The 24,840-nt window shown below is 67.3% G+C and carries 21 protein-coding genes; 16 read left to right on the top strand and 5 right to left on the bottom strand.

Going from position 1 to position 24,840, the window contains the following annotated elements; translation table 11 throughout:
* The first annotated feature begins 63 nt into the window (after positions 1-63).
* Genes RQP53_RS17410 through RQP53_RS17390 form a run of 5 tightly spaced genes read left to right on the top strand, consistent with a single transcriptional unit; the run spans position 64 to position 4,656 of the window.
* Positions 64-918 (top strand): hypothetical protein, encoded by an 855-nt coding sequence (locus RQP53_RS17410; RefSeq protein ID WP_315651948.1) that lies wholly within the window; start codon positions 64-66, stop codon positions 916-918.
* Positions 918-1,217, top strand: a complete 300-nt coding sequence (locus tag RQP53_RS17405) for a hypothetical protein (RefSeq protein ID WP_315651947.1) — start codon at positions 918-920, stop codon at positions 1,215-1,217. The genes RQP53_RS17410 and RQP53_RS17405 overlap by 1 nt, the downstream gene beginning before the upstream one ends.
* A 59-nt stretch (positions 1,218-1,276) precedes the next feature.
* Positions 1,277-2,236 (top strand): MbnP family copper-binding protein, encoded by a 960-nt coding sequence (locus tag RQP53_RS17400; protein WP_315651946.1) that lies wholly within the window; start codon positions 1,277-1,279, stop codon positions 2,234-2,236.
* 4 nt (positions 2,237-2,240) lie between these two features.
* Entirely contained in the window at positions 2,241-3,425 is a 1,185-nt protein-coding gene (locus tag RQP53_RS17395; RefSeq protein WP_315651945.1) for a methanobactin export MATE transporter MbnM, read from the top strand.
* A complete protein-coding gene (locus tag RQP53_RS17390; protein ID WP_315651944.1) occupies positions 3,403-4,656 on the top strand; it encodes a hypothetical protein in 1,254 nt (417 codons plus the stop codon). The genes RQP53_RS17395 and RQP53_RS17390 overlap by 23 nt, the downstream gene beginning before the upstream one ends.
* A gap of 3 nt (positions 4,657-4,659) precedes the next feature.
* Here the strand turns inward: RQP53_RS17390 and RQP53_RS17385 are convergent, their stop codons facing one another.
* A complete protein-coding gene (locus RQP53_RS17385; RefSeq protein WP_315651943.1) occupies positions 4,660-5,847 on the bottom strand; it encodes a GGDEF domain-containing protein in 1,188 nt (395 codons plus the stop codon).
* A 148-nt stretch (positions 5,848-5,995) separates the two neighbouring features.
* On the opposite strand from RQP53_RS17385, the gene RQP53_RS17380 reads away from it, so the two are divergent.
* Genes RQP53_RS17380 through RQP53_RS17365 form a run of 4 tightly spaced genes read left to right on the top strand, consistent with a single transcriptional unit; the run spans position 5,996 to position 9,431 of the window.
* A complete protein-coding gene (locus RQP53_RS17380) occupies positions 5,996-6,310 on the top strand; it encodes a DUF2834 domain-containing protein (protein WP_315651942.1) in 315 nt (104 codons plus the stop codon).
* Positions 6,297-7,142 (top strand): hypothetical protein, encoded by an 846-nt coding sequence (locus tag RQP53_RS17375; protein WP_315651941.1) that lies wholly within the window; start codon positions 6,297-6,299, stop codon positions 7,140-7,142. Before RQP53_RS17380 ends, RQP53_RS17375 begins: the two co-directional genes overlap by 14 nt.
* A 42-nt stretch (positions 7,143-7,184) precedes the next feature.
* Complete coding sequence (locus RQP53_RS17370; RefSeq protein ID WP_315651940.1) at positions 7,185-8,765, top strand: class II fumarate hydratase; 1,581 nt, start codon at positions 7,185-7,187, stop codon at positions 8,763-8,765.
* A 39-nt stretch (positions 8,766-8,804) separates the two neighbouring features.
* Positions 8,805-9,431 carry an ABC transporter ATP-binding protein gene (locus RQP53_RS17365; protein WP_315651939.1) on the top strand — a complete coding sequence of 209 codons (627 nt, stop codon included), beginning with the start codon at positions 8,805-8,807 and terminating at the stop codon, positions 9,429-9,431.
* A 3-nt stretch (positions 9,432-9,434) separates the two neighbouring features.
* On the opposite strand, the gene RQP53_RS17360 is transcribed toward RQP53_RS17365, so the two are convergent.
* Complete coding sequence (locus RQP53_RS17360; RefSeq protein ID WP_315651938.1) at positions 9,435-10,160, bottom strand: carbonic anhydrase family protein; 726 nt, start codon at positions 10,158-10,160, stop codon at positions 9,435-9,437.
* A 79-nt stretch (positions 10,161-10,239) separates the two neighbouring features.
* Complete coding sequence (locus tag RQP53_RS17355) at positions 10,240-11,703, bottom strand: ABC-F family ATP-binding cassette domain-containing protein (RefSeq protein WP_315651937.1); 1,464 nt, start codon at positions 11,701-11,703, stop codon at positions 10,240-10,242.
* Between the two features lie 325 nt (positions 11,704-12,028).
* Here RQP53_RS17355 and RQP53_RS17350 point away from each other — a divergent pair, with 325 nt between their 5' ends.
* From RQP53_RS17350 to RQP53_RS17335, 4 genes are all read left to right on the top strand, one after another.
* Positions 12,029-13,264 (top strand): ABC transporter substrate-binding protein, encoded by a 1,236-nt coding sequence (locus RQP53_RS17350; protein WP_315651936.1) that lies wholly within the window; start codon positions 12,029-12,031, stop codon positions 13,262-13,264.
* 206 nt (positions 13,265-13,470) lie between these two features.
* A complete protein-coding gene (locus RQP53_RS17345) occupies positions 13,471-14,346 on the top strand; it encodes a branched-chain amino acid ABC transporter permease (RefSeq protein WP_315651935.1) in 876 nt (291 codons plus the stop codon).
* Positions 14,347-14,349: 3 nt separating this feature from the next.
* On the top strand, positions 14,350-16,293 hold the full coding sequence (locus tag RQP53_RS17340) for a branched-chain amino acid ABC transporter ATP-binding protein/permease (protein ID WP_315651934.1): 1,944 nt from the start codon (positions 14,350-14,352) through the stop codon (positions 16,291-16,293).
* Positions 16,294-16,304: 11 nt separating this feature from the next.
* Complete coding sequence (locus RQP53_RS17335) at positions 16,305-17,024, top strand: ABC transporter ATP-binding protein (protein ID WP_315651933.1); 720 nt, start codon at positions 16,305-16,307, stop codon at positions 17,022-17,024.
* A gap of 72 nt (positions 17,025-17,096) precedes the next feature.
* Here RQP53_RS17335 and RQP53_RS17330 read toward each other — a convergent pair whose 3' ends face one another.
* The gene (locus tag RQP53_RS17330; protein ID WP_315651932.1) at positions 17,097-18,668 is read right to left on the bottom strand and encodes a peptide MFS transporter; all 1,572 of its coding nucleotides are present in this window, start codon (positions 18,666-18,668) and stop codon (positions 17,097-17,099) included.
* Between the two features lie 191 nt (positions 18,669-18,859).
* Entirely contained in the window at positions 18,860-21,136 is a 2,277-nt protein-coding gene (locus tag RQP53_RS17325) for a heavy metal translocating P-type ATPase (protein ID WP_315651931.1), read from the bottom strand.
* A 75-nt stretch (positions 21,137-21,211) separates the two neighbouring features.
* Here RQP53_RS17325 and RQP53_RS17320 point away from each other — a divergent pair, with 75 nt between their 5' ends.
* The 3 genes from RQP53_RS17320 to RQP53_RS17310 all read left to right on the top strand — a co-directional run bounded on the left by RQP53_RS17320 (position 21,212) and on the right by RQP53_RS17310 (position 24,835).
* Positions 21,212-21,652: a Cd(II)/Pb(II)-responsive transcriptional regulator gene (locus tag RQP53_RS17320; protein ID WP_315651930.1), complete on the top strand. Its 441-nt coding sequence runs from the start codon at positions 21,212-21,214 to the stop codon at positions 21,650-21,652.
* Positions 21,653-21,706: 54 nt separating this feature from the next.
* A complete protein-coding gene (locus RQP53_RS17315) occupies positions 21,707-23,512 on the top strand; it encodes an adenylate/guanylate cyclase domain-containing protein (RefSeq protein ID WP_315651929.1) in 1,806 nt (601 codons plus the stop codon).
* A 219-nt stretch (positions 23,513-23,731) separates the two neighbouring features.
* Positions 23,732-24,835: a phosphatase PAP2 family protein gene (locus RQP53_RS17310; RefSeq protein ID WP_315651928.1), complete on the top strand. Its 1,104-nt coding sequence runs from the start codon at positions 23,732-23,734 to the stop codon at positions 24,833-24,835.
* The last annotated feature ends 5 nt before the right edge of the window (positions 24,836-24,840 follow it).

Raw genomic sequence — 24,840 nt, 5'->3', positions numbered from 1 at the left:
TCGGCCCGGCGGCTTGCGCCTGCGCGCATTCCTTTTTTTCACGCATTTCAGATTTTCAACACGATGAACAAGCTCACGCCCTTCCGCAGCGCCCTGGCACTCGCCGCCTGCCTCGCTGCCGCCCAAGCCGGCGCCCATGTCGGCATCAGCAATGTCACCACGCCCATCAGCGTCGGTGGCCAGGCCACCTTTGGCATTGCCAACACCACCAGCGAAATCCTCTTCAACATTCCGCATGGCTGCACCGCGGCCGAGAGCGTGCCAAGCTTCAGCGGCGCCAATCTGGACACCAGCAAGATCGAGGTGACGATTCCCGCAGCCATCGTCTCGGCCACCACCGTGGCCTCGCTGCGCCCAGCGATGGATGGGCTGTTCGGCACCGTCAGCATCAGTGCCGCCGATGCTGATGGCAACGTCAAGCTGAGCTGGGTGCGCAAGTCCAGCGGCGCGGGCGAGCAGAACGCCGCCACGGCTGACAACCAGCTCTACAAGATCAGCGTGCGCCTGAAGTTCCCGGCCGCCGCCTCGGCCGCCGATGTGGCGATCAAGAAGTACCAGTTCCGCACCGTGCAGACCTGCAAGAGCAATGGCGTCGACTATGTGATGGACTGGGGCAGCGCCAATTCGCCGACCATCATCGTCTTCCCGGACAAGCGCAAGGGCTTCAACAAGTTCAGCGTCGATGCTTCGACGGTGGCCGACTTCACCACCACCGGCAGCAACACGCTGGCTGGCAAGCTGAAGAGTTATTTTGGTGACGCGGCCATTGTCTGGGTCGGCAAGTCGGGCTACAGCGCCAACCCGAACACGGCGGCCAAGATCAGCGCCCTGGCCGCCAAGGACACGGCCTATAGCGATCTCGGCAGCAAGGCCGGCGGCGTGATCACCGCGACCGACACCATCTGGGTGAAGTACTGATGGCCGCGCGCCTCACCCCACGGCCGACGCTGCCCCCACGGGCGCCGATGGGCGCACTGTTGCTGGCCTGCGCCGGCGTCTTGAGCGGCTGCGGCGGCTCCGACGATGTCGTGACGCCCGCGCCCACGCCTGCCCCCACGCCGGCACCGACGCCTGCGCCCGCACCGGCCGAAACCCTGCTCGGCGCCGCGCTGCTGCCGCCCGATGACGCCATCGCCGTCGCCGCCGGCCTGGCCGATGACTTGCCGCCCGACAGCGCGGCGGCACTTGGCACGGGCGAACTTCCACCGGCCGGCTAAACCCTCACGGGGTCGCCACTGCAGGCGGCCCCATCACCCACGTTTTTGAGAACACTGACATGAGCCACATTCAAGCCCCCAAGCCCTATCAACTGCTGGCGCCGCTGGCGCTCGCCCTGGCCGCCTGCGGCGGCGGCAGCGATGCGCCCGCGCCCGCGCCGGCCCCGGCACCGGCCCCGGCTCCAGCCCCTGCTCCAGCGCCGATCGACATCAGCATTCCCTTCATCGCCGTCGCCAACAATGCCAACACGCCGGTCACTTGCGAGTCCGGCGTCAAGGGCCAGGGCAGCACGGCCACCGATGCCCAGCTGGCCGATCTGCGCGTCTACCTGACCGACATCGCCCTGGTCAATGACAAGGGCGAGACCGTGCCGGTGACGCTGGCCGCCAATGAATGGCAGCTGACCAGCGGCAACGACAAGGTGGTGCTGATCGATCTGGAAAACGGCAAGGGCGCCTGCGCGGCCGAAGGTACGGCGGCCACCAATGCCGTCATCAAGGGCACGGTGCCGGCCGGCACCTACACGCAGCTGAAGGCCACCGTCGGCGTGCCGGAGAAGCTCAGCCATTCCGATGTGATGAGCGCCAAGGCACCGCTGGATCTGATGGCGATGGGCTGGTCCTGGCAGGCCGGTCGCAAGTTCGCCAAGATCGAGCTGAACCCGGTCGGCGGCGTCAGCACACCCTCGGGCGGCGGCAGTTCGATCGTCTCAACCTACTTCCTGCACCTGGCCTCGACCAACTGCACCGGCCCTGGCGATGGCACCGACAGCTGCGCCAAGAAGAACCTGGCGCAGTTCAGCATTCCCTTCAATCTGAGCACGCAGCAGGTCGCCATCGACCTGGGCAGCCTGTTCAGTGGCTCCGACATCCGCAAGAACCAGAACGACGCGGTCGGCTGCATGTCGGCCACCTCGGATCTGGACTGCCCGGCCCTCTTCGGCAAGTTCGGTCTCGATCTGGCCACCGGCGGCCAGGCGGCCACGGCGCAATCGGTGTTCCGCGCCATTGCGAAGTAAGCCCATGTCAGCCAAGCACGCAAATTTGCTGGCCTGGCTGCCCTTGGCCACCGCCCTGCTGCTGAGCGGCTGCGGCGGTGGCAGCGGCGGCGTCACGGTGGTGGACACCACACCGCCGGCGCCACCGGGCAGCAACTGGCAGTGGCAGCTGCCCAGCTATTTCCCGACGCCCAAGGTGCCCGAGGACAACCCGATGTCGGTCGAGAAGGTCGACCTCGGCCGCTTCCTGTTCTATGACCGGCGGCTCTCCGGCAACGGCACGATGGCCTGTGCCAGCTGCCACCAGCAGGCGCTGGCCTTCACCGACGGCCGCGCCCAAGCCATCGGCTCGACCGGTGAGATGCACCCGCGCAGCGCCCAGCATCTGGCCAATATCGCCTACAGCCCGACGCTGACCTGGGCCAACAAGTCGGTCACCAGCCTGGAGCAGCAGTTCCCGGTGCCGGTGTTCGGCAGCAATCCGGTCGAGATGGGCATCAACGATGCGAACAAACTGGAGGTGCTGCAACGGATCAAGGATCTGCCGCTCTACCAGGCCAAGTTTGCGGCTGCCTTTCCGGGCAACGCCGATGCAATCAGCTGGCCCCATATCACCAAGGCGGTGGCCAGCTTCCAGCGCTCGCTGATCTCGGCCAACAGCCGCTACGACCAGGCGCTGCAGGGCAAGACCACGCTCAGCGAGCAGGAGCAGCGCGGCCAGCGCCTGTTCTTCGGCGAGAAGGCCGAGTGCTTCCATTGCCATGGCAGCTTCAACTTCAACGACCAGGTCGTGCACGCCAACACCCGGGTGCTGGAGATACCGTTTCACAACACCGGGCTCTACAACATCGGCGGCACCGGCGCCTTCCCGGCGCCCAACCGCGGCCTCTTCGAGCTGAGCGGCGAGGCCAGCGATATGGGCCGCTTCCGCGCGCCCAGCCTGCGCAATGTGGCCAAGACCGCACCCTATATGCACGATGGCTCCATCCCCTCGCTGGAGGCGGTGCTGGACTTCTACGCCGCCGGTGGCCGCAATATCGTGAGCGGCCCCCATGCCGGCGATGGCCGCCAGCACCCCAACAAGAGCGCCCTGGTCGCCCAGATCAATCTGAGCGAGCAGGACAAGGCCGACATCGTCGCCTTCCTCCGCACCCTGACCGACGAGGAATTCCTGACCTCGCCCCGCCATGCCGATCCATTCCCGAAATAGCCGACTCCCCTCCCTGCTGCTGGCCGCACTGCTGAGTCTCAGCAGCGGCGCGCAAGCCCATGATGACGAGCATGCCGTGGTGCCGGACACGGCCGGCGGCCGGCTGCGCGCGCAAGTGGTGCTCGCCCAGCTGAATGCGAGCGAGCTGCTGCCCTCGCAAGGCCTGCCGGGCCTGCTGATGCGCGGCGATCCGGGCGTCGACCAGCGCGGCGGCCAGCTCGAGCACGGCGTGCTGGCGGCGGGCTGGCGCTTCAATCCGGCCTGGAGCGCCGAACTGGCCGTGGGCGCGCATGGCCGCGACCCCAGCCATCTGGAAGCCGCCTCGCTGCGCTGGCAGCAGCAGCGTGGCGCGCTGGCCTGGTCGCTGGCGCTGGGCCGGCAGTCGCCGGCTCAAGGGCCGGTGATCGGCCCGGCCGGGCATCTGGATCGCTTCGGCCTGATGCCGCTGGCCAAGGCGGCGCAGACCGATGGCGACTGGATTGCCGACGGCCTGCAGGCCAGTCTGCAGCTGCCGCTGGCCGGCTTGGACTGGCGCGCCGATCTGGGCCTGTGGTCGGGCCGTGGCGTGCCCGGCCGCATGTTCCCGGCCGGCCAGGACAGCCCGGTGGCACCCAGCCTGCATCTGGGCCTGAGTGGCGACGGCGCCTGGGGAGACTGGGCTTTGGACGCCTTTGCCGCCGACATCCAGGTGCGCAGCCGCGGCAGCCGCTTCATCAGCAGCAGCGGCGCGCACAGCCATCAGGCACCGGCCTGTGATACGGCACTGAATCAGGTGGTCTGCTTTGATGGTGATGCGCGGCTGCGCGGCTTGAGCGCGCAATGGCGCTCAGCGCCGCTGCCGCTCAGCGTCAGCGCTGCCTTGCTGTGGCGCAATGAAAGCGGCGATCTGCAATCGCGCAATGGCCAGGGCAGCTACCGCGGGCGCAACCGCGGCGGCTGGCTGCAGGCGCTCTGGCAGCTGGCGCCGGCCTGGGAAGCGGGGCTGCGTCATGAGCGGCTCAGCGCGCGCCAGGCACTGATCGGCCCAGGTGCCAATCTGCTCGCGCTGGACGCGGGCCTGGATCGTTATGCACCGCTGCAGCGCAGCAGCCTGATGCTGGCCTGGCGCTGCGCCGATCAGGCCACGTTGTACCTGGAGGCCGGGCAGGAACGTGCCGACGCCAACGGCGGGCAGCGCAGCAGCTACACGGCCGTGCGGCTGGCGCTCAGCTGGGAGCGTGGCGAGCACTGAGGCTCAGGCAGCCGGCCGCAACACCCCATCCACGCAGCAGCGATTGCGGCCGCTGCCCTTGGCCTGGTAGAGCAGGGCGTCGGCACGGCGGTAGAAGCGGTCGGGGTTGTCGTCCTTGCGCAGCAGGGCGCAGCCCAGGCTGACCGTCAGCACCGGCGCGACCGGCGAGGCCTCGTGTGGCAGCCGGCGCGCGGCAATCGCGTCGACCAGCGCCTGCGCGACCTCGGCGGCGTGGCTGGGCTGCGGGTCGTACAGCACCAGGGCCATTTCCTCGCCGCCGAGGCGGGCGGCCAGGTCCAGCGGCCGCAGTGCGAAGGACTGCAGCACCGCGGCCACCGTTTGCAGCGCGCGGTCGCCGGCGGCATGGCCATAGCGGTCGTTGTAGAGCTTGAAGTGATCGACGTCCAGCAGGAGCAGGGCCACGCGCTGCCCCTCGCGCTGGGCCTGGCGCATCACCGTGTCCAGGTGGTGGTTGAACATGCGGCGGTTGGACAGGCCGGTCATCTCGTCACGCAGCGCCAGCCACTGGGCATCGCCGCGGTAGAGGAATTGCTCGCGGTGCAGGTATTCGCGCCAGTAGGCGCTCAGCGTGCAGATCACCAGGGCCAGCAGCAGCGCGATCACGATGCCGGCCATTTCGATGCGTAACGCCTTGTTGGGCGCCAGCAGCGTCATCAAGACCACGGCGGCGATATAGGACAGTGCCAGGCCCAGATGCCAGCGCATGCGGGCGCCAATCGGGATGAACAGCGCCATCATCGCGATCACCAGCATGCTGCTTTCATGCGGAAGATGCAGCTGCTTGTAGCAGTAGATGCCATAGGCCGCACCGGTGGCCACGGCATAGCCGATCGCCAGCATGGCCAGCTGCGCACGTTCGACCGAGCCGCTGAACTGCACGTACAGTGTGGCGGCCAGCATGGTCGCCAAGGCCAGCAGCCGGGCCAGGCGCAGCTCTTCAAGCACGGCCTGCGGCAGCTCGGGCGCCGGCGTCCAGCCGATGCGCAGAAAGTCCGAGGCGCAAAACAGCAGCCAGACCAGCAGCGCCAGCAGGGCCGTCAGGCGAAAGCGCGTGAGCAGGCCCTGACTGCAATAGGCGCGGTACTCGGCCTCCAGCGCCGGCCCAAAGCGCAGCGCGCGAAAGCCGTCGCGCAGCTGCTGGCTGTAGGGGGTCTGGGAGGGCGCATCCATCGGGGCTCCGCAGCGGCCAGCGGGCTGGCCACCGAAGCAGTGTCGCCGAAGCGGCACGGGCTGCCTACCCAGGGGCTGTGGATTGACATCTGCTCATGCGAGGATGCGGGTCCAGAGGAACAGAATTCCAGCCGAGGGAGAACCAGGAGTGAAAAAACTCTATTTGCTGCTCTGCGTGGCGGGCACCGTGCTGCCCTATGCCTTGTTTGCGCCGTGGTTGGCCAGCCATGGTCTGGCCTTGCAGCTGCTCTGGGCGTCAATTGCCGAGCAGCCCGTGGCGGCCTTTGCCTGGGCCGATGTGCTGGTGTCGGGCATCGCACTGCTGGCGATGATGGCGCATGAGCAGCGGCGCCGGCCGCTGCGCCGGCCCTGGTTGCCCGTGCTGGCCTTGTTCGGCGTTGGCGTGTCGCTGGCCCTGCCGCTCTACCTCTATCTACGGGAAGCCAGTGATGAGGCGCGCTGATCGCCCGGCCTCGCGGGGCCTGCAACGGCTGGGCTGGCTGCTGGTGGCGCTGTCCTTCCCGGTTTGGGGCGCCAGCTTCGTGATTCCTGTGTTGCCGCTGCCGCTGGAACTGCCGCAACGCCTGGGGCTGTCGGTCTCGGCCTTTGTGGCCAGCGAGATCGCGTTCTGGCTCGGTGTGCTGCTGCTCGGCCCGACGGTGCTGGCGCGGCTGCGCCGCCCCAAGGTTCACACCGGGCGCAGCCTGGCTGGCCGACACGTTGCGCTGCTCGCCGGGCCGGTGCCGCGGGATGCCCGGCTGTTGGCCCTCTGCCAGGCCTTGCTGCGCGAGGGGGCCGAGCTGCTGCTGGTGGGCGAGTGCGATGCCGAGCTGCCTGAGCATCCACGGCTGCAACGGCTTTCAAGCGCGGAGGATGTTGCCGCGTTACAGGCCGCCGGCGACGCCAAGCTGGACATGCTGATCAATGCCTACGGTCTGCCCCCTGAGGGTCAGGCGAGCGCCCTGGCACTGAGCCGTGCCTGGCTGCCGGCCCTGGCGCCGGGCGGCGTGCTGGCGCAGCTGGCCAATGCCCTGCCGCCGGCCGAGGCGCAGGCGTTCGGGAGCGCCTGCATTGCCCTGCAGCGCGAGCATCGCCAGCAGGGGCTGACGGTCTGCGCACTGCAGCTGGCGCCCGCGGGTGGCGATCCGGCCGCCAGCAGCGACTTCATCCTGCAAGCGCTGCTGGCCCGGCGGCGCCGTGCGCTGCAGGGGCGCGGCGGCCAGCTGGCGCAGCTGGCTGACGAAGCCTGGCTGTGGTGGCAGGACCGGCGTGCGCCGCCGCACCGACAGGCCTGAGCCTTCTGGCGCAGCCTGGGGCTCCCCGCCCGCGGAGTTGCCATGCGCCCCCACACCCCGAAAACCGCCACGCGCCAGCCCCTGCCGGCCGGCCCCGATGCCCAGCCGACGCTGAGAACCGAGCATGATGGCTTCGGCACCATCGAGCTGCCCGCCACGGCGCTGTGGGGCGCACAGACGCAGCGCGCGCTGCAGCATTTCGCCATCGGCACCCAGCGCATGCCGCTGGCGCTGATCCATGCGATGGCCGAGATCAAGCGCGCCGCCGCTGAGGTGCATGCCGCGCTGGGGCTGCTGCCAGCCGAGCGGGCCGCTGCCATCGCGGCCGCTGCGGCCCGGGTGGCAGAGGGCGAGTTCGATGCCGAATTTCCGCTTTCGGTCTGGCAGACCGGCTCGGGCACGCAGTCGCATATGAACGTCAACGAGGTCATTGCCCGGCTGGCCTCAGCGGCGCTGGCGGGGCGCGACAAGTCGGCGCCACCCGTGCATCCGAACGATGAGGTCAATCGGGGCCAGTCGTCCAACGATGTAATGCCCAGCGCCATGCACATCGCCGTGCTGCAGGCCTGTGGGCCGCTGCGTCGCGCGCTGACCCAGCTGCGCCTGGCGCTGCGCGGCAAGGCGCGCGAGTTTGCCGGCATCGTCAAGATCGGCCGCACCCATCTGCAGGACGCCACGCCGCTGACGCTGGGCCAGGAGTTCAGCGCCTTTGTCGCCCAACTCGGCCTGGCGGATCGCGCGCTGCGGCGCAGCCTGGCCGGCCTGCATGGGCTGGCGCTGGGCGGCACCGCGGTGGGCACCGGGCTGAACACCGATCCGGCCTTTGCCCGCCTGGTCTGCGCCCGGCTGGCGCTGCGCAGCGGCGTGCGCTGGCGGGTGGCGCCAAACCTGTTTGCGGCGATGGCCGGGCACGAGGCGCTGGTCGCCGTGCACGCCGCGCTGCGCCAGCTGGCCATCAGCCTGAACAAGATCGGCAACGACATCCGCCTGCTCGGCAGCGGCCCGCGCGCCGGACTGGGCGAGCTGCTGCTGCCGCAGAACGAGGCCGGCAGCTCCATCATGCCGGGCAAGGTGAACCCGACCCAGGTCGAGGCGCTGGCCATGGTCTGCGCCCAGGTGATGGGTCACGACGTGGCCATCGGTATCGCCGCCGCGCAGGGCCAGCTGCAGCTGAATGTCTGCAAGCCGCTGATTGCGCTGAACCTGCTCGACAGCATCACCCTGCTGGGCGATGCGATGGCCAGCTTCAGCCGCCACTGCGTGCTGGGCCTGCAGGCGGACCGGCCGCGCATCGCCGTGCTGCTGCAGCGCTCGCTGATGCTGGTGACGGCACTGACGCCGCATCTGGGCTACGAGGCCGCCGCCGCCATTGCCAAGGCCGCCCAGGCGCAGGGCACGACGCTGCGCGAGGCGGCGCTGGCCAGCGGCCTGCTGTCGGCCGAGGACTTTGATGCCTGGGTGCAGCCGGCGGCGATGACCGGCCCGCCGATGCCGCCAACGCCGCCGCCACCCGATGCCGCCGCACGGCCGATCACCTTGGCCGCGCAGAAGGCCGACTTCACCGCCGAGGGTGCGCCGGTGGCGGCCCCGCCGGCGATGCGCGAGACGCAGATCAGCGGGTGAGAATGGCGGCTGCAACAGCCGCCCCCGATCCGTTTGAACATGCCCGACAAGCGCCTGCTGTCAATATTGCCGCCACCCTTGCTCTGCGCCGAAGCGCTGACCCTGGCCTTTGACGGCCAACCGCCCTTGTTCGGCCCGCTCAGCTTTGCCATCGGGCCGGGCCTGAGCCTGGTGCGCGGTGGCGATGGTCGTGGCAAGAGCAGCCTTCTGCGCCTGCTGGCCGGCCGCCTGGCGCCCAGCAGCGGCCGCCTGCAGCGCACGGCGGCAACGCTGTGGGATGAAGACATCAACGAGGCCGATCAGCAGACCGTGGCCGCCGCCTGGCTGGCCGCCCAGCGGGCCCGCCATGCCGGCTGGGACCGCGCGGCCGAGCCGGCGCTGCTCACTGCCTTGGGCCTGGACGAGCACCTGGCCAAGCCGCTGTACATGCACTCGATGGGCAGCCGGCGCAAGGTCGGCCTGGCCGGTGCCTTGCTCAGCGGCGCGGCGCTGACGCTGATCGACATGCCCTTCGCCGCGCTCGATGCCCGCTCCATCCGCGTGCTCTGCGAGCAGTTGGCGCAACAGGCCCAGGCCGGCCAGCGCGCGCTGGTGATCGCCGACTACGCGCTGCCGGCAGCGCTGCAAGCGCAGCCCTTGGCAGCGCTGATCGAGCTGGGCGACTAGTCGTTACTGCCAGTGCACCTGCCCGGTCGCGGTGTCGTACACCGCGCCGACGATCTTGATCTGGCCAGCCGCCTCCATCTCCTTCAGGATGGGGCTGATGCTGCGGATCTTCTCGACGGTGAGCTTGACGTTCATCTCGGTGACGTCCTCGACGAAGCGGTGGTTCTTGGAGTTGCGCTCGCCCGGTGTCGACGTGGCTTCCACGGCGGGCTTCAGCTTGGCCAGCAGGCCGGTCAGATTGCCCATCTGCACATCGTCGCAAGCGCCCTTGATGGCGCCGCAGCTGGTGTGCCCGAGCACGACGATGGCGCGCGAGCCGGCCACCTTGGCGGCGTACTCCAGGCTGCCGACCATGTCTTCATTGACGGTGGCGCCGGCGACGCGGGTGGTGAAGATATCGCCCACGCCGGTGTCGAAGACCTGCTCGGGCGCCGAGCGCGAGTCGATGCAGGCCACCACGCTGGCAAAGGGGAACTGGCCCAGTGCGGTCTGGCGGACATGGCGCTTGTGGTCGTACTTCAGCGACTTGCCGGCGGCGAAGCGCTGATTGCCGGCCTGCAGGATCTTGATGGCCTGCTCCGGCGTGATCGAGGCCTGGACCGACTTGCTCAGCGTGACGCCAGGCGCGTAGGGCTTGGGCGTCACCGGGCCGCCATGATCGTCGGCGGCATGGGCGGCACCGAGTCCAAGGGCAAGCAGCAGGGTGAGCGTCTTCAGGCTGGGGGTCATGGGTATCTCCTAGCGGGTTAAAGCTGTGGGTGAAGCAGTGAGTGAAGCTGCGGGCTGATCGGCCCGACGGGAGTGTCGGTCAGCCGCCTCCGGGCGGCAAGTTCACCGCGGGGGCCAGGCCGCCGCGGCGCAGCTGCAGCCGCTGCGTGATGCCGAGCCGGCTCAGCAGAGCCTCGTCGTGGCTGATCAGCAGCAGCGCGCCGGGATAGCCGCGCAGCACCTCGATCAGATGCTGGCGGGTGCGGTGGTCCAGATGGTTGCTCGGTTCGTCGAGGATCAGCAGTGCCGGGGCGCTGGCGGCCAGGCAGGCCAGCGACAGCCGCATCCGCTCACCGCCGCTGAGCAGGCGCACCGGCCTCTCGACCGCGGCCTGCTCGCGGAACAGAAAGCCGGCCAGGTGGTGGCGGCGCTGCTGCAGCGGCCAGTCCGGTGCGCAGCGGCTGAGCTGCTCCAGCACCGTGGCCTCTGGGGTCAGGTCTTGCCCTTGCTGGTCCAGCCGCGCCACCGACGTGGGCAGCGTCCAGCTGCCACCACGCTGCAGGCCGGGCGGCAGCGTGGTGGCCAGCGCCAGTGCCAGGCTGCTCTTGCCGCTGCCGTTCTCGCCCACCAGGGCCAGGCGCTCGCCGGGCATCAGGCTCAGCGCCAGGTCGTCGAACAGCGGCGTGGTGCCGGCCCAGGCCAGGCTGCCTTGGCTGATCTGCAGCAGCGCGCGGCCCTGGCGCACACTGCCGGGCTGCAGATGAAAGCGTGGCTGCAGCGGCTCGTGCCGCGGCAGCGCGGCCAGCTCGTCCAGCACCGCCGCGCGTTGGGCGCGCAACTGGGCCTGCTGGTCGGCGCCATGGCTGTTGCCGCGACCGAGTTTGGTGGCCGAGCGAATGGTGGCCCATTTGCGTTGCTCGATGCTGCGGGCGCCGTGCTCGCGCGCCTGCGCCGCACGCCGCTGCGATTGCATCAAGGCCTGGTGGGTTTGTTCGCGCTGGCGCTGCAAGTCGTCTAGCTGGCGTGCCAGCCGTTCGCGCTGCAGCGCCTCTTCGGCCAGCAGATCGCTCCAGGCGCCGTGGAAGACACGCAGCGCACCGCCAGGCTGCAGTGCCCAGACGGTGTCGCACAAGGCCTCGCTGAGCGCCAGGTCGTGCGTGACCATGAGCAGCGTGCCGGGGAAATAGGCGAGCTCGCGCAGCAGCCAGCGGCGGTGCGTGGCGTCGAGGTGATTGCCGGGTTCGTCCAGCAGCAGGGCGTCGGGCGCTTCGGCAAGCAGCATGCGCAGCCGCTGCAAGACACGTTCGCCGCCGCTCAAGCCGGCCGGCTCATCGAGCTGCTGCGGCAGGTAGGCGCTGTGCCAATCGCTGGGGCGCTGCAGCCGGCCACTGCTGGGCGCGATCTCGCCGGCCAGCAGGCGCAGCAGCGTGGACTTGCCGCTGCCGTTGTCGCCGACGATGGCGATGCGCTGGCCGGGGTGGATGGTGGCAGAGAAATTCTCGAACAGTGGCGCGGCAGCGCCGGCATGGGCCAGGGTCAGGCCCTGGAGGTGCACGGTAGACATGGACAGACGGGCGCAGGCGCGCTGAGATGGGGCGGGGGCAGCAGGTGCTGGCAGGTGCCCGGCTTTCGGGCGATCTCAGGCGGCTTGATCCATGTCGTTCTACGTGGCGTGATGTGGAGAAGGCGCGCAGTGTAGCGAAAGCGGCGCTGGCCTTGAAGCCGCCGCCGTCGATTGACGCCCTGGCGACAGTCCGCCTTCGCCGCTGCCCGCCCGCGCCGCGGCGCTGTGGGTATTACGGATGCCGAGTCGCACGCAAATCCGTACAACCTGCCTGTAACAACGTGCCGGCCTACAGGCGCGACCTCATTTTTGTTGGAGACATCGTATGAAGTTCAAGACCCAACTCACTGTCGTCGCCCTGGCCTGGGCCTCCACCGTCGGCCTGGCCGGTGCTGCCGAACCGATCAAGATCGGCGTGTCCGGCCCCTTCACCGGCGGCTCCTCGTCGATGGGCGTGTCGATGCGCGATGGCGTGCGGCTGGCCGCTGACGAGATCAACAAGGCCGGCGGCGTGCTGGGCCGGCAGATCCAGCTGATCGAGCGCGACGATGAGGCCAAGAACGAACGCGGCGTGCAGATCGCCCAGGAGCTGATCAACAAGGAGCGCGTTGCCGCCACCGTCGGCTTCATCAACACCGGCGTTGCGCTGGCTTCGCAGCGCTTCTACCAGCAGGCCAAGATTCCGGTGATGAACAACGTCGCCACCGGCTCGCTGGTGACGCACCAGTTCGATGACCAGCCGGAAAACTACATCTTCCGCAACGCCGCGCACGACAGCATCCAGGCGCCGATGATCGTCGAGGAAGCGATCACCCGCCGCGGCTTCAAGAAGGTGGCCATCCTGGCCGACTCGACCAACTACGGCCAGCTCGGCCGCGCCGACCTGGAGAAGGCGCTGGACCTGAAGGGCATCAAGCCGGTGGCGGTGGAGAAGTTCAACATCAAGGACGTCGACATGACGGCCCAGCTGCTCAAGGCCAAGGAGGCCGGCGCCGAGGCCATCCTGACTTACGGCATCGGCCCCGAGCTGGCGCAGATCGCCAACGGCATGACCAAGCTCGGCTGGAAGGTGCCGATGATAGGCAGCTGGACGCTGTCGATGGCCAACTTCATCGACAACGCCGGCCCCGGCGGCGAAGGCGCGCGGATGCCGCAGACCTTCGTCCAGGAACCGACAACGCCCAAGCGCCAGAGCTTCATCATCAGCTATCTGAAGGCGTTTAACCCAAAGAATGCGCGCATTGATTCGCCGGTATCGGCCGCGCAGGGCTATGACTCGGTTTATCTGCTTGCTGCCGCCATCAAGCAGGCCGGCAGCACCGAAGGGCCCAAGGTCAAGGCCGCGCTGGAAGACCTGAAGGCGCCGGTCGACGGGGTGGTGACGAGCTACAACAAGCCCTTCTCCAAGACCGACCACGAGGCCATCACCGTCAACATCCCGGTGTTCGGCGAGGTCAAGGGCCAGCGCGTCGTCTACGCCTACGAGGCCGACTTCAAGAAGGCCTCCGAGGTGCGCGTCAAGGACGTCAACGCCAAGGGCGCCTTGCAGGTCAAGAAGTAAGGCGCGGCTCGCGCTGATCGGAAGGAAGCAACACGCCACAGAGCCACGGAGACACAGAGAACACCAAGCCCCTGAGGTTCTGAATGCCTCTGTGGCTCTGTGTCTCTGTGGTCTGCATTGGTGGTGTTTGTCATGCATCGCCGCCGAGCGTCCGATGAGCCGAGCAGCAAGCCGAGGCCGTTGCCACTATCCCGCTGGAGTGTTCCATGCAGATCCTGACCCAACTGGTGTTCAGCGGCATTGCCCTGGGCATGATTTACGCCGTCATCGCCTTCGGCTATCAGCTGACCTTCGCGACCTCCGACACGCTGAACTTCGGCCAGGGCGAGGCGCTGATGCTGGGCGCGCTGGTCGGCCTCTCGCTGGTCAACACCGGGCTGAACTACTGGCTGATGCTGCCGCTGGTCTGTCTGTTTGGCGCGCTGCAGGGGGCGGTGGTCGAGCGCATCGGCGTGCGGCCGGCGATCAAGATGAAGTCGGAGTTCGGCTGGATCATGTCGACGATCGCGCTGGGCATCATCTTCAAGAACGTGGCCGAGAACCTCTGGGGCCGCGACGACCTGAAGTTCCCCTCGCCGCTGCCCGAGGCGCCGATCCACGTGCTGGGCGCCAATGTGCTGCCGATGGAGCTGCTGGTCATCGTCGGCGCGCTGCTGATGATGCTGGCGGTGGAGTTGTTCAACCGCAAGTCCATCTACGGCAAGGCGGTGGTCGCGACCTTCAATGACCGTGACGCGGCCAAGCTGATGGGCATCAACACCGGGATGGTGATCACCTTCAGCTACGCCTTGTCCTCGCTGACCGCCGCCTTTGCCGGCGTGCTGATCGCGCCGCTGACTTTGACCGGCGCGACCATGGGCGCGGTGCTCGGGCTGAAGGCCTTCGCCGTGGCCATCATCGGCGGGCTGACCAGCGGCATGGGCATCGTCGTCGGCGGCATCATCCTCGGCGTGGCCGAGACGACCACCGGCTTCTACCTGTCCACCGGCTACAAGGATGTGCCCGGGCTGGTGCTGCTGCTGATTGTGCTGGCGGTCAAGCCGGCCGGGCTCTTCGGTAAATCTGCCATCAAGAAAGTCTGAGCGATGAAAGCCAAGCAACTTCTTGCGGCGCTGATCGCCATCGCGCTGGTCGGCGGCTTTCCGCTGGTCTCGGGCAATCCGTACTACATCCACCTGGTCGAGACCATCATGATCTATGCGATCGTGCTGTTCGGCCTGGACATCGTTGTTGGCTACACCGGGCAGGTCTCGCTGGGCCATGCGGGGCTGTTCGGCATCGGCGCCTACACCGCCGGCGTGCTGGTGCTCAAGCTCGCTGCGCCGGTGTGGCTGACGCTGCCGGCGGCCGTCGTCGTCACCGCCGGCTTCGGCGCGCTGCTGGCCCTGCCGGCGCTGCGCGTCAGTGGGCCCTATCTGGCGATGGTGACGCTGGCCTTCGGCACCATCATCCAGATCCTGATCAACGAGATGAGCTTTCTCACCGAGGGGCCGATGGGCATCACGCTGAGCAAGCCCTCGCTGTTTGGTCATCAGCTGGACGAGACCGAGTACTACTGGCTGGTTGTCGTGCTGCTGCTGGGCGCGCTGATCTTTGTGCACCGGGTGCTGCGCTCGCACCTGGGCCGGGCCTTCGAGGCGCTGCGCGGCAGCCCGGTGGCCTCGGATTGCATGGGCGTGTCGGTCTACCAGTACAAGGTCTACGCCTTCGTCATCAGTGCCGGCCTGGCCGGGCTGGCCGGCGCGCTCTATGCGTATTCGGAGCAGTACATCTCGCCGAACACCTATAACTTCGAGCTGACGGTGCTGTTCCTGCTGGCCATCATCATGGGCGGCCGCAAGACGCGCAGCGGCGCCTTGCTCGGCGCCGCCATCATCGTGATGCTGCCCAAGCTGCTCGATGATCTGGAGCTGTTCCGCATGGTCTCGGTGCCGCTGGCGGTGCTGATGACCTTGGGCGCGGGCTGGTTGGTCGCGCGTGGCAAGCGCCGCCTCGGCCAGGTCGCGATTCCGGTGCTGGGCAGCATCGCGCTGGCCGGCGTGTCCTTCGTGCTGACGACGATGACCGATTGGCGGCTCTCGGTGTTCGGCGTGATCACGCTCTTCGTGGTCTATTTCCTGCAGGACGGCATCATCGGCTTTGTGCGCAATGCGCTGAACCTGCAAGGCCATGCCAGCAGCGATGCCGAGGCGACCCGCGCGCTGGCACAGACCCAATCGGCGCTGCAGCACCCGGCCGGCTCGGGCAGCGAGCAGCTGCTGGAGGCCGGCGGCGTGCTGATGCAATTCGGCGGATTGAAGGCGCTGAACAACGTCGATCTGCGCGTGCGCCGCGGCAGCATCCATGGCCTGATCGGCCCCAATGGTTCGGGCAAGAGCACGATGATGAATGTGCTGACCGGCATCTATGTGCCGACCGCCGGCAGCATCGCCTTTGAGGGCCGTTCGGTGGTTGGCCGCACCTCGTCAGACATCGCCTTGTCCGGCATCGCGCGGACCTTCCAGAACGTGCAGCTGTTCGGCGAGATGACGGCGCAGCAGAACGTGCTGGTCGGCCTGCATCACAGCTTCAAGAGCCGGCTGCTCGATGTGGCGCTCGATGCGCCGCGCTACCGGCGCGAGCGTGACGCCGGCGCGGCGCGGGCCCATGCGCTGTTGAGCTTTGTCGGCCTTTCCGATCTGGCCGGCGAGGAGGCGCGCAATCTGCCCTATGGCAAGCAGCGCCTGCTGGAGATCGCCCGTGCGCTGGCGCTGAACCCGCAGCTGCTCTTGCTTGACGAACCGGCCGCCGGCCTGACCGCGCCGGACATCAAGGAGCTGGTCGCCATCATCGAGAAGATCCGCCAGCACGGCATCACGGTGATCCTGATCGAACACCATATGGACGTGGTGATGGGCATCTGCGACACCGTCTCGGTGCTGGACTTCGGGCAGAAGATCGCCGAGGGCACGCCGGCCCAGGTGCAGTCCGATCCCAAGGTGGTCGAGGCCTACCTCGGCGGTGACGCGGCCAGCCTGCATCCGGCTTGAGGAGCCACACCATGCTCAGCATCAGCAATCTGCACGCCGGCTACGGCAAGGTCGAGGTGCTCCACGGCATCAGCCTGGAGGTGCCCAAGGGTCAGGTCGTGACCTTGATCGGCAGCAACGGCGCCGGCAAGACGACGACGATGCGCGCCATCTCCGGCATGATCGCGCCACGCGAAGGCCGCATCAGCCTCGGTGGCCACGACATCACCGGTGAGGAATCGCACCGCATCGCCCGCCGTGGCCTGGCCCATTCGCCCGAAGGCCGGCGCGTGTTCGCGACGATGACGGTGACCGACAACCTGCTGCTCGGCGCCTTCCCGCGGCTGACCGGCGCGCGTGTGCGTGGCGATGTCAATGCCGATCTGGAGCGCGCCTTCGTCTACTTCCCGCGCCTGAAGGAGCGCCGCCAGCAGCTGGCCGGCACGCTCTCAGGCGGCGAACAGCAGATGCTGGCCATGGCCCGGGCGATGATGATGAACCCCGAGGTCGTGCTGCTCGACGAGCCCTCGATGGGCCTGGCGCCGATTCTGGTCGACGAGGTCTTTCGCATCATTGCGCTCCTGCGTCAGGAGGGCGTGACCATGCTGCTGGTCGAGCAATTCGCCGCCGCCGCGCTGAATGTGGCCGACTACGGCTATGTGCTGGAGAACGGCCGCATCGCGGTGCACGGCCCGGCCGCCAAGCTGAAGAACGATCCGGCGGTGAAGGCGGCGTATCTGGGCGGGCATTGAGCCACGATCGGCGCTGAAATGAAAAAGGCCACGCATGCGTGGCCTTTCTTGTTCTGAGCGAAGGATCGGCGCTCAGTGCACGCCGTGCATCTTCTTGGTGACCCACTTGCTCATCAGCATCAGCACCACGCCGGCGCCGACCGGGATGATGGTGAAGATCAGGAAGAAGCCGCTCATCGAGTAGGTGGCGGAGATGTGGTCGATGTAGGAACCGGTGGAGCCGGCGATCTTGTTGGCGATCGCGGTGTTCAGGAACCAGAAGCCGAACATCAGGCCCAGCAGGCGGGCCGGAGCCAGCTTGGAGATGTAGGACAGGCCGACCGGCGACACGCACAGCTCACCCATGGTGTGCAGCAGATAGGCCAGCGTCAGGTAGATCATGCTGACCTGGGCGGTCTTGGCACCGGCGGGGATGCCGGAGGCGCCATAGGCCAGCGCGGCAAAGCCCAGGCCCAGCAGCACCAGGCCGACGCCGAACTTCACCGGGCCGCTCGGGTTCCAGTACTTGTCCCACATCTTGGAGAACAGCGGTGCCAGGATGACCAGGAAGAAGGAGTTCAGCACGCCGAACCAGGTGGCCGGCACTTCGGACTGGTCCATCGCGAATTCGCGACCCAGCATCCAGATCACCAGACCCCAGATGACGGCCAGCGCACCGACCAGCAGCAGATTGCCCAGCGGGTAGCGCTTGCCCGTACCGGCGGCCAGCTTGACCAGCAGCAGGGTCAGGATGGCCGTCGGAATCACCGTCATCAGGCTGTTGATGACCTTGAAGGTGAAGCCGCTGGTGCCGACCAGCGTGCGGTCGGTGTAGTCGGCGGCAAAGATGGTCATCGAGCCACCGGCCTGCTCGAAGGCGAACCAGAAGAAGATGGTGAAGAAGGAGAACACGCCGATGGCGATCAGGCGATCACGCACGATGTGCGCCGGGGTGTCGTCGGCAGCGGCCGCAGCCTTGTTCTCGGCAGCGGTCTTGGGCGTGCCGCCGATGTCGCCAAAAATGCCCTGGCTGAAGAAGAACTGCAGCGCGCCCAGAATCATGAACACGCCGGCCAGACCGAAGCCGAGGTTCCAGGAAATCTTCTCGCCGATATAGCCGCACAGCGAGATGCCGAAGAAGGCACCGGCGTTGACGCCCATATAGAACAGCGTGTAGCCGCCGTCGCGCTTGGACTCGTTGTCCTTGTTGTACAGCTGGCCGACGATGGCCGAAATGTTCGGCTTGAACAGGCCGGTGCCCAGAATCACCAGGCCCAGGCCGATGAAGAAGGACATCCGCGTGTCAAGGAACAGCGAGGCGTGACCGGCGGCAATCACAAAGGCGCCCAGCAGCACCGAGCGGCGCGTGCCCAGCATGCGGTCGGCGATATAGCCGCCGAGGATGGGCGTGAAATACACCAGCATGGTGTACCAGCCGTACAGCGAGGTGGCCTCTTCGCGGGTCCAGCCCCAGCCGCCCTTGGCCGCAGTGGAGACCAGGAACAGCACCAGCAGGGCGCGCATCCCGTAGTAGGAGAAGCGTTCCCACATCTCGGTGAAGAACAGGACAAACAGGCTGGCCGGGTGGCCGAGGATGCTGTTGGCATCCACGGCGGCGGCGCGCGGCGCCAGACCCGGTGCGGTCAAGGTGGTGGGATTGCTCACGGTGTGTTCGCTTGTCTTGTGGAGGGGGCTCGCCGGCACCCCGGGGTGCCAGGGCGGCAGGCCCGGCATTGTCGCCGCCTTGTAACCGCCTGCGACTGCGGGTTCCCCCCGAGGCCCGCAGGGCTCAGGGGGTGTCGTAGGTCATGGTTGAGACCGGACTTTGTCGGCCGCTCCGTACTTGGCCGACAAGCTCAGCGCCGCAGCAGGCGCAGGCCGTTGAGCACCACCAGCAGCGCCGCACCGGCATCGGCGAACACCGCCAGCCACAGCGAGGCGATGCCGGCCAGCGTCAGCGCCAGCACGCCGGCCTTCAGGCCCAGCGCGATGGTGATGTTCTGCACCAGCACCTGATGGGTGCGGCGCGACAGCGCAATCAGCTCCGGCAGCCGGCGCAGATCGTCCTGCATCAGCGCGATATCGGCCGTCTCCAGCGCGGCGGCGGTGCCGGCGGCGCCCATCGCGATGCCGATATCGGCGCGGGCCAGCGCCGGCGCGTCGTTCACGCCATCGCCGACCATGGCCACCAGGCCCTGCTCGCGCAACCGCGCAATCGCCGCCAGCTTGGCCTCGGGTAGCAGCGGCGCCTGCACCGCCTGTTCGGCCAGGCCCAGCTGGCTGGCCACGTGCAGCGCACTGCCGCGGTTATCGCCGCTGAGCATGACCACGCTCAGGCCCTGCGCCTGCAGCGCCTCGATGACCTCGCGGCTTTGTGCGCGCAGCGGATCGCTGACTGCCAACAGCCCCTGCGCCACGCCCTCGCGGCACAGCCAGGCGATGGTGTGGCCGGCTCGCTGCAAGGCCTCGGCGGCCTGCAGCTGCGCGACCGTGGGCGGCGTGCCGGCCAGCGCGGCCGTGCCCAGCTGCCAGCGCTCGCCGGCCATCCGCCCTTGCACACCCCGGCCGGGCAAGGCCTCGAAATCCTGTACCGCGCTGAGCGGCGCGGCCGATGCCGCGGCCTGGGCGTCCAGCAAGGCGCTGGCAATCGGGTGACTGGACAGCGCGTTCAGGCTGGCGCCCCGCTGCAGCACCTCGGCCTCGCTGAGCTCGCCCAAGGCCTGCACCTTGACCAGACGCGGCCGGCCTTCGGTCAGCGTGCCGGTCTTGTCCATCGCCACCGTCTTCAGCTGCCGGGCCTGTTCCAGATAGAGCCCGCCCTTGATCAGCATGCCGCGCCGCGCCGCGGCCGTCAGCGCGCTGACCACGGTCACCGGCGTCGAGATCACCAGCGCACAGGGGCAGGCGATCACCAGCAGCACCAGCGCCTTGTAGGCCCAGGGGGTCAGGTCTTGCCCCAGCAGCAGCGGGGGCAGCAGCGCCAGCGCAATAGCCAGCAGCACCACGGCCGGGGTGTAGACGCGGGCAAAGCGGTCGATGAAGCGCTGCGTCGGCGCGCGTTGCGATTGCGCCTGCTGCACCGCCTGTGCCATGCGGTCCAGCAGCGTGTGGCCGCGCGTGGCGGTCACGCGTAATTCCAGCGCGCCCAGGCCGTTGACCGAGCCGGCCAACACGGTGTCGCCCACGGCCTTGGCCACCGGCATCGCCTCGCCGGTGAGTGCCGCTTCATTGACGGCCGATTGTCCGCTTTCAACCACCGCGTCCAGCGGGATGCGCTCGCCCGGCGGCACGCGCAGCCGGGCGTCGATGGCGATGCCGGCCGTGGGCCGTTCACGCCACTGGTCGTCGGCCTCGCGCACCCAGGCCGTCTCGGGCGCCAGCGCGCCCAGCGCCCGCACCGCATGGCGGGCCCGCTCCAGGCTCAGCGCTTCGATCGCCTCGGCCAGGCCGAACAGCCAGACCACCATGGCCGCCTCGGGCCACTGGCCCAGCAGCACAGCGCCGGTGACGGCCAGCGTCATCAGCAGGTGGATATTGATGGTCAGGCTGCGCAGCGCGATCCAGCCCTTGCGCAGCGTCGTCAGGCCGCCCAGCAGCACGGTGGCGGTGGCCAGCCCCCCGGTGACCCAGCCATGATCGCTGCCGCTGGCATAGGCCCAGGCCTCGGCGGCGATCGCACACACGCCGGCCAGCGCCAGTTGCCGACGCTGGTTCTGGCTCAGCGCTGGGGCTTCGGGCAGGGTGGCGGCGCCGTCCGGCAGCGGCTCGGCCTGCATGCCGGCACGGCCGACGGCGGCCAGCAGCGGCGCGGTGTCGGGCTGGCTGTGGTCAACGGTCAGCACACGGTTGATCAGGTCGAAATGCAGCGCGGCCACGCCGGGCAGCGGCGTCAGCAGTTTGCGCAGCAGCGCCTCTTCGGTCGGGCAGTCCATCGCCGCGATGCGCAAGCGGGTACGGTGGAACCCTGCAGCGGCGCCGGGCAGCGGCGCGGCGGCGGGCGGGCGGGCGTGCGCGTGATCAGGGTCGTGCCGGTGGCCGTGATCGTGGCCGCAGCAGGGGGATGCCGGGGCGTGGCCATGATGGCCGTGGTGATGTTCGTGCTCGTGCTCGGCGTGGGCGTGCTGCTGTGTCATGGGCTCGATTGCACAGCCTGTAGCCACTCCAGAGTCAAGCGCTTATGCTCGATGGCCAAGCTTCAGGGGACAGCCATGCGCATCGGGGCGTTGAGTCAGGCCACCGGGGTCGATGTCGAGACCATCCGTTTCTACGAAAAGAGCGGGCTGCTGCCCGGCCCGGCACGCAGCGCGAACGGCTATCGCGACTACAGCCAGGCCCATCTGGAGCGCCTGGCCTTCATCCGCCACTGCCGCGCGCTGGACATGTCGCTGGCCGATGTGGCGCTCCTGCTGGGCAGCCTGCAGACCCAGGACGCGCAGGCTCTGGCCGAGGTCGACCGGCTGGTCGATGCCCAGCTCGCCCGCGTGCGCGCCCGCCTGGCCAGCATGCGCGCGCTCGAAGCCCAGTTGGTCGCGCTGAAGGCCCGCTGCGACGCAGACCACAGCGGGCATCACTGCGGCATCCTCGAAGAGCTGGTGGCTGCTGCGCATGGCGAGGCCTGTGCCTGTCATGGTGATCACGCCGAGGGCTGAGCCGCTTGCGCGCAAATACCGAGTGCGCTGTTAAGGTCATCCCACAGAATAGGGATGAGCAGAAATTGGAAAGCGGGCAGCATGACCTCAGCCGGAATCGCCGACTTCGGATTTCCGCTTTTCAAGCGGGAGACCAAGACTATTGCCGTTGTTGACATGGTCGAGTCGGTACGCCTGATGCAGCGTAACGAAGACGATGTGATTGAGCGTTGGCGCTGGCTCGTTCATCAGGTGCGTAGCACGGTGCTGCCCGCCTTTCAGGGGCGCATGGTGAAGAGCCTGGGCGACGGCATGCTGCTGGAATTCGAGCGCCCGCATGAAGCGGTGGCTGCGGTCCAGGAGGTGCTGAAGCAGTTGAGTGTCTGCAATCTACATTGTGACGAGGCGCTGTCCATTGGCTTGCGCGTTGGAATTCATGTCTCCGAGATGGTCGTCGACGAGCTAGACGTTTATGGAGCCGGGGTCAACTTGGCGGCGCGGCTGGCTGGCTTGGCTGAGCCGGGTGATGTGATCGTTTCTGCAGAGGTTCAAAGCCAACTGCGTGATGGCCTGAATATGCATCTGCAGGATCTTGGCCTCTGCTATTTAAAACATATCGATCAGCCCGTTCGCGCTTTTCGAGTCAGCGCCGGCGCGTCAGGCCATAACCGGTGGGCCCCGGATCAAAGCGCAGATCTCCGGCCAGGCCTCGCTGTCATCCCGTTCAGCGGACAGGGGAACGATCTTGCATTGGGTTGTGCAATGGCAGATGACATGATCGCAGCGCTGTCAATGCACCCCGGTTTGCGACTGATCTCGCGGCTTTCAACTGCACCACTGACCGAGCAATCGTGGAATCCCCTGCAATTGCATCGGTTGCTGGGGGTGACATACATCCTTTCTGGGAGTTATGTATGCAATGGAGATCGGGTGCGACTTCGCGTCGAACTGTGTGATGCACGCGATGAAACTGTGATTTGGGCGGGGGGCTCGGTTGCCAAGGTGAGCGACCTTTTTGAAGGTCAGGACGAACTGATCCCATACGTAGTTCGCCAGGTGAGCCAGCGCGTTCTCGCTCAGGAGTTGGAGCGTGTGCGTAGTTTGCCGATGAACAGCCTGAATGCCTACTCGCTGTACCTCGGCGCGGGGGAGTTGATGAACAGTCTGGTGCGCAATGAGTTCGTCAAAGCAAAGGACCTGTTGGATCATTTGGCGAATCGCTACCCTCGCCAAGCTGCCAGTTACGCCATGCAAGCGAAATGGCATGTATTCAAGATTGTTCAGGGCTGGTCCGACGACGGTGATGCAGAGGCTGTGCAGGCGCGCTTCTGTGCTCGGCGAGCGATCGATTTGAACCCTCAGCAGGTCGACGCACTGACAGCCGAAGGGCTCACGCGCGTGATTTTCGACAATGACCTCGCTGCGGCGCGTTTGTCATATGGCCAGGCGCTTTCCGCCGATCCCCAAAATGCCTATGCGTGGGCACTTTCGTCCGGGCTGCACAGCCTCTTGGGAGAGCGCGAACAGGCATTGCATGCTGCTGCGCAATCAATTGATCTATCACCGCTGGATCCAAACCGGTTCTTGTTTGAGTCCTACAGTGCACTGGCGAACTTTTGCAGTGGACGATTCGACTGCGCTGCGAATTGGGCCAGGGACTCTGTGCGGCACAACGCGCTGCATGCGCCATCGCACCGTCTTTTGGTGGCAGCGCTGTGGCATGACGAGAGAGTTGACGAGGCCCAATCTGCCCTCAGCCGCTATCTCCAGCTGGAGCCGCAAGCCCGCGTGGGCAGGCCTTTGCAGCATGCGCAGGGGAGGAATGCCGACGCGGGTGTGATGCTAGGCCAAGCCCTGAGGGCTATGGGTCTTCCCCCGTAATCCGAAGACCAAAGGAATCTCCACAATGAAGGGAACGCATTGATGAGCAGCTATTCATTGCCGCCAGGCGCATGGCTCAATAACGTCGCTGCGCCACTGCGCGCCGCCATGAATGCACCTGCACCGGAGCGAGCCGCAACTCATCCGCCCGTGGCACCTCGAGCCGCGGCGCATCCGCCCGTGGCACCACGGGCGGCAGCGCACCCTCCGGTGGCGCCTATGGCCGCAGTTCACCCACCTGTTGCACCTCTTGGAAAGCTGCTTGCTGCGGGAGATCAGCCCCAGGACTGGGTGGGCATAGACCCTGGCTGGGTCTACGAAGGTGGCAGTGAAGCATTGCTGGCCACAGCGCTGCGCAAGGTTCAAGCGCGTATCGCGCGACCGGCCGATCCGCGATATCCCTTGCCGGCACAAGGTGGGGCAGCGCTGCATGCTGCGCAAGCTGACCCATTGTGGCGCTGGGCCAGTCAATTTCGCATACAGGCGGTCGTTGCGGCACTGTGCGGACGAAGCGTGGTCAACGGCCATGCAATCTGGCACATCGGCAACAGTCCCCAGGGTCAAGCAGGCACGACTCTGGCATTGCCAATCATGCCTGTGATCCAACTCATCGCACCGAGACCAGGTCAGTTCAACTACGACGTTCAGATTGACAAGGTACTGCGTGCCGCGGTTGAGCGTGAAGATCGATTGCCAGAGATCTTGAGTCAGGCTGATGACTTCTTTCCTTTCTTTGAGTCGATCACGGGCATCCCAGCGGAGGCGGCACCGCACACGATGGAGCTAATGACGGTGGCGTGGCAATGGGGCGGCTTGCTGTTGATGCAACTGAAGCACGAGATCGCTGAGCAGCGGCCTTGCGTGCGTAGCGCTGTACTGCATCCGGTGATCGCGACGCCAGGCCATGGTTCATTGCCAAGCGGGCATGCCACGATCGCGTCGCTCTATGCAGCGCTTCTGACGGAGCTGCTATCTGCCAGAGGTCAATGCCGAGCAGAAGCGCTTGACAGGCTTGCGCGTCGGATTGCTTTCAACCGTGTGGTTGCAGGGGTGCACTTCCCGATGGACAGCTTGGCAGGCTATGAACTCGGGCGAAGTCTGGCAGCTTTGATTGTGGCACTGGCACAGGGGGGGGATGTTCAGCCGCGCAGCCTGGTCATCCATGCTGAGTCAGTACTTGATGAGGTGCCCGATAAGAGGCCTAACGCGCAAGGGACCGATGGGGCCTTGCCTGTCGGGAGTTCGTTTGCTGTTGCACCGCTGGAAGTCTTGGCCAAACTGTGGCGGGCAGCGAGTGTCGAACTTGACCAATTGCGCGTCTGAGCGAG

Origin of the sequence: Roseateles aquae, assembly GCF_032337115.1 — a bacterium.
Taxonomy (GTDB): Bacteria; Pseudomonadota; Gammaproteobacteria; order Burkholderiales; family Burkholderiaceae_C; genus Roseateles_C; species Roseateles_C aquae.
The sequence above is the reverse complement of the archived record's forward strand: the minus strand, read 5'-3'. Positions and strand labels throughout refer to the sequence as shown.

Coding starts and splice junctions, on each gene's coding strand:
- RQP53_RS17405 (WP_315651947.1), top strand. CDS start 918: ATGGCCGCGCGCCTCACCCCACGGCCGACGCTGCCCCCACGGGCGCCG.
- RQP53_RS17325 (WP_315651931.1), bottom strand. CDS start 21,136: ATGACACAGCAGCACGCCCACGCCGAGCACGAGCACGAACATCACCAC.
- RQP53_RS17310 (WP_315651928.1), top strand. CDS start 23,732: ATGGCCGCAGTTCACCCACCTGTTGCACCTCTTGGAAAGCTGCTTGCT.
- RQP53_RS17365 (WP_315651939.1), top strand. CDS start 8,805: ATGCCCGACAAGCGCCTGCTGTCAATATTGCCGCCACCCTTGCTCTGC.
- RQP53_RS17320 (WP_315651930.1), top strand. CDS start 21,212: ATGCGCATCGGGGCGTTGAGTCAGGCCACCGGGGTCGATGTCGAGACC.
- RQP53_RS17345 (WP_315651935.1), top strand. CDS start 13,471: ATGCAGATCCTGACCCAACTGGTGTTCAGCGGCATTGCCCTGGGCATG.
- RQP53_RS17395 (WP_315651945.1), top strand. CDS start 2,241: ATGTCAGCCAAGCACGCAAATTTGCTGGCCTGGCTGCCCTTGGCCACC.
- RQP53_RS17360 (WP_315651938.1), bottom strand. CDS start 10,160: ATGACCCCCAGCCTGAAGACGCTCACCCTGCTGCTTGCCCTTGGACTC.
- RQP53_RS17340 (WP_315651934.1), top strand. CDS start 14,350: ATGAAAGCCAAGCAACTTCTTGCGGCGCTGATCGCCATCGCGCTGGTC.
- RQP53_RS17355 (WP_315651937.1), bottom strand. CDS start 11,703: ATGTCTACCGTGCACCTCCAGGGCCTGACCCTGGCCCATGCCGGCGCT.
- RQP53_RS17350 (WP_315651936.1), top strand. CDS start 12,029: ATGAAGTTCAAGACCCAACTCACTGTCGTCGCCCTGGCCTGGGCCTCC.
- RQP53_RS17315 (WP_315651929.1), top strand. CDS start 21,707: ATGAGCAGAAATTGGAAAGCGGGCAGCATGACCTCAGCCGGAATCGCC.
- RQP53_RS17410 (WP_315651948.1), top strand. CDS start 64: ATGAACAAGCTCACGCCCTTCCGCAGCGCCCTGGCACTCGCCGCCTGC.
- RQP53_RS17370 (WP_315651940.1), top strand. CDS start 7,185: ATGCGCCCCCACACCCCGAAAACCGCCACGCGCCAGCCCCTGCCGGCC.
- RQP53_RS17375 (WP_315651941.1), top strand. CDS start 6,297: ATGAGGCGCGCTGATCGCCCGGCCTCGCGGGGCCTGCAACGGCTGGGC.
- RQP53_RS17390 (WP_315651944.1), top strand. CDS start 3,403: ATGCCGATCCATTCCCGAAATAGCCGACTCCCCTCCCTGCTGCTGGCC.
- RQP53_RS17385 (WP_315651943.1), bottom strand. CDS start 5,847: ATGGATGCGCCCTCCCAGACCCCCTACAGCCAGCAGCTGCGCGACGGC.
- RQP53_RS17400 (WP_315651946.1), top strand. CDS start 1,277: ATGAGCCACATTCAAGCCCCCAAGCCCTATCAACTGCTGGCGCCGCTG.
- RQP53_RS17335 (WP_315651933.1), top strand. CDS start 16,305: ATGCTCAGCATCAGCAATCTGCACGCCGGCTACGGCAAGGTCGAGGTG.